Origin of the sequence: Arthrobacter sp. TB 26 (assembly GCF_000427315.1) — a bacterium.
In the GTDB taxonomy this organism is placed as follows: domain Bacteria; phylum Actinomycetota; class Actinomycetes; order Actinomycetales; family Micrococcaceae; genus Arthrobacter.
In genome coordinates, this window is record NZ_AUPJ01000481.1 from 17,852 (window position 1) to 20,785 (window position 2,934).

A 2,934-nucleotide genomic window follows, 5' to 3' on the forward strand; every position below is an offset into this window, starting at 1 on the left:
ACCCGGGTCCGCCAGCCCCTGAGTGCCGGGTGCAGGGTCAGTCAGCCCGGGTACAGGCTCAGCCAGAGCACCAGGTCGTCGTAGGCTTCCCGCCGCACAGCGTGGCGGGAGAGGAAGATGTCGTGGATAGCCCCCGGGTAGCGGAAGACGGCCGCCCGGCGGCCAAGGACGAGCGCCCGGCGCGCCGTTTCCTCCACATCGATCACGGCGTCGAGTTCCATGAGTTCCTCTGACCATTCGGCCTGGATCCGGGTCCGTCCGGACAGCATCACCAGCACCGGCGACGTGATGTCGAGCCGCCGTGCCACGGCGGCGTGGCCGGCCATGACCGCCTTCGTCCAGCCCGGCCTGACGGGGAACGATGCCCTGGGCCGCCACGCGGGATCCACGACCCATTCGCCGTGTGCCGTGCCGCTCACGCTGTCCCAGTAGCCTGGCATGCTGGGCAGAAGCAACGGCCGGCGCGGGTCGGTGCGCGCCAACGGTTCCACCAAATGCATCGCGATGTTCCGGATCAGGCTGCTGCCCTGCAGTTCCAGCCACGGTGCATTGAGGATCAGGGTGCCCAGCTTCCCCGGATTCCGGTCCGCCCACAGCGCCGCCACGAGGCCGCCGAGGGAATGCGCGAGCAGGTGCACCGTCGGGTCTTCGGAGTTGCCGGTGCGGCTGGCGATGTCGGTGCCGATCGCTGCCAGCGCCGCCGCAATGTCCTCGTCATAGACGGCCAGGTCGGCCGTATAGCCGGGGGTCTGCCAATCCCGGAGGCTGCGTCCGAATTTCCGCAGGTCCAGGGCGTAGAAGTGGAAGCCGCGGGCGACGAGGTGATCGGCGAGTTCGGCCTGCAGGAAATAGTCAGCCCAGCCGTGGAGGTAGAGGACCACCTTCTCCGGTGCCCGGATGCCCCGGACACCCGGGCCGCGGACCGCTGTGGGGGCCGCAGCTCCGCCCGGGCGCGCATGCCGCACCAGGGTCGCAACAACGGGTCCCTCGTCGTCTGAAGACAGGGGCAGTTCCAGGCGCTCAAAGCGGCTGCCCAGCACATCGTTCCGCCACAGCGGCCGCACCACGGGAACGGTCATACGGTGCCGCCGTCGTCCAGCACATACGCGCGGAGCCAGCGGGCCAGCCGGGCATAGGCGTCGGCCCGGACGCGCGGGGCCGACAGGAACACATCATGCAGGGCCCCGTCGATCCGTTCCAGCGTGACGGTGCGGCCCAGGCTGAGGGCGCGCAGGGCGATGGTGTTGACATCCAGAACCGCGTCCGTGCGCCGCATCGATTCCTTCCAGAACATCCCGTTGGCGCTGGCCCCGGAGATCAGGACGAGGATGGGGACGTCGATGTTCAGTCCCCGCGCCACCCTCGACTGGCCGGTGAGAACGGCGCTCAGCCAGCCCGCGCGGACGGGGAACGCCCGGGGCGGGCGGTAGTTGTCATCCAGCGTCCATTCGCCCTCGGCCGCGCTGCTGATGCTGCGCCAGTAAAAGGAGCGCTCCGGCAGGCGGATGACGGCCTCGGGCCAGAACCGCGCGAGCGGCTCCACCATGGTCCGGGCGGCCCGGCGCACGGCAGGGCTGCCGTGCATTTCCAGCCACGGACTGTCCAGGATCAGCTGCGAGACCAGCCCCGGATGCCGGCTGGCCCACAGCGCCGCAATGAGCCCCCCGGTGGAGTGCCCCATCAGCGCGACGGATGGCGCTGCTTGGGCCTCAGGGTGGAGGGAGGCGATGATGCCGATCGCCGCGGTGATCTCGGCGTCGTAATCGTCCAGGTCCGCAACATAGCCGCCGTGCGTCCCGGCCTGCAGGCTCCGCCCGTGGTTATGCATGTCCAGGGCGAAGAACGCGAAGCCCTGCCCGGTCCAGAATTCGGCGAGTTCCTCGTTGAAGAAGTAATCGCTCCAGCCATGCAGGAACAACACGGCCCGGTGACCGCCGCCGGTACCCGCTCCCGGGACATGCCGTACCAGCGTTGCCGTCCGTTCGACGCCGTCCGGGCCGGCCGCGCTCAGGGAGCAGGCTTCGAAATCGTCACCGAGGATATCGGGTCCCCATTCCACGGCCGGCACCTAGACCGCCGATGCCGCGGCGCGGCCGGCCGAGCGTCCGGAAAACAGGCAGCCGCCCAGGAACGTTCCCTCGAGGGCGCGGTAGCCGTGGATGCCGCCGCCGCCGAAGCCGGCAGCTTCGCCGGCGGCAAAGAGGCCGGGAACGGGTTGCCCGGAGCCGTCCAGGACCCGGGACTGCAGGTCGGTGTGGAGACCGCCCAGGCTCTTGCGCGTGAGCACCGAGAGCCGCACCGCCAGCAGCGGACCGTGCCTGGGGTCCAGCATCCGGTGCGGGGGCGCCACCCGCATGATCCTGTCGGTGGTGAATCGCCGGGCGGCGCGGATGGCGGCGAGCTGGGGGTCTTTGCCCAGGCCGCTGTCGAACTGCCGGTCCCGGGACCGGATCAGCCGGTCAAGGCCGGCCGGGTCAATCAACGGCTGGCCGGCGAGCGAGTTCATGGCTGCGGCGAGTCCGGCGGGCGTGCCGGCCTGCAGGAAGTCGACGCCTCGGTCCAGGAAGCGCTGCAGGGGGCCGTCGCAGCCGGGCCGGAGGCGGGAAGCCAGCAGCCGGACGTCCTTGCCGGTGAGGTCGGGATTTTGTTCCGAGCCGGAAAGGGCAAACTCCTTGAGCGCGATGGTCCTGTTGAGCACGAACCAGGAGTGGTCGTGGCCTGTGCCGAGGATATGGCGCAGTGCGCCCAACGAGTCGAAACCCGGGAACAGGGGAGCGGGGAGCATGCTTCCGGTGGCGTCCAGCCAGAGGGATGACGGGCCCGGCAGGATCCGGATTCCGTGCCGGGGCCACACCGGCGAGTGGTTGTGGATGCCCTCCGGGTAATGCCACATCCGGTCCCCGTTGATGAGACGGCCACCGGCGCGGGCAGCGG

General features: G+C 70.1%; 3 protein-coding genes and 1 pseudogene (1 of these 4 running past the window's edge). 1 reads left to right on the top strand and 3 read right to left on the bottom strand.

Translation table 11 applies throughout. From position 1 onward, the window contains the following. Positions 1-84: pseudogene (locus K789_RS0118665) on the top strand (isoprenyl transferase); it begins 820 nt to the left of the window's first position. On the opposite strand, the gene K789_RS0118670 reads toward K789_RS0118665, so the two are convergent. The 3 genes from K789_RS0118670 to K789_RS0118680 all read right to left on the bottom strand — a co-directional run. Further along, complete coding sequence (locus K789_RS0118670) at positions 42-1,079, bottom strand: alpha/beta hydrolase (protein WP_024368080.1); 1,038 nt, start codon at positions 1,077-1,079, stop codon at positions 42-44. The pseudogene K789_RS0118665 and the gene K789_RS0118670 sit on opposite strands and share 43 nt — an antisense overlap. Beyond that, on the bottom strand, positions 1,076-2,059 hold the full coding sequence (locus tag K789_RS0118675) for an alpha/beta hydrolase (RefSeq protein WP_024368081.1): 984 nt from the start codon (positions 2,057-2,059) through the stop codon (positions 1,076-1,078). The genes K789_RS0118670 and K789_RS0118675 overlap by 4 nt, the downstream gene beginning before the upstream one ends. A gap of 9 nt (positions 2,060-2,068) precedes the next feature. Then, positions 2,069-2,934: FAD-binding protein (locus tag K789_RS0118680; RefSeq protein WP_024368082.1), on the bottom strand; the 866-nt coding region annotated here is incomplete at its 5' end.

What these genes read in the sequence shown, in the direction of transcription:
- K789_RS0118670 (WP_024368080.1), bottom strand. Translation starts at nt 1,079, where the DNA reads ATGACCGTTCCCGTGGTGCGGCCGCTGTGGCGGAACGATGTGCTGGGC.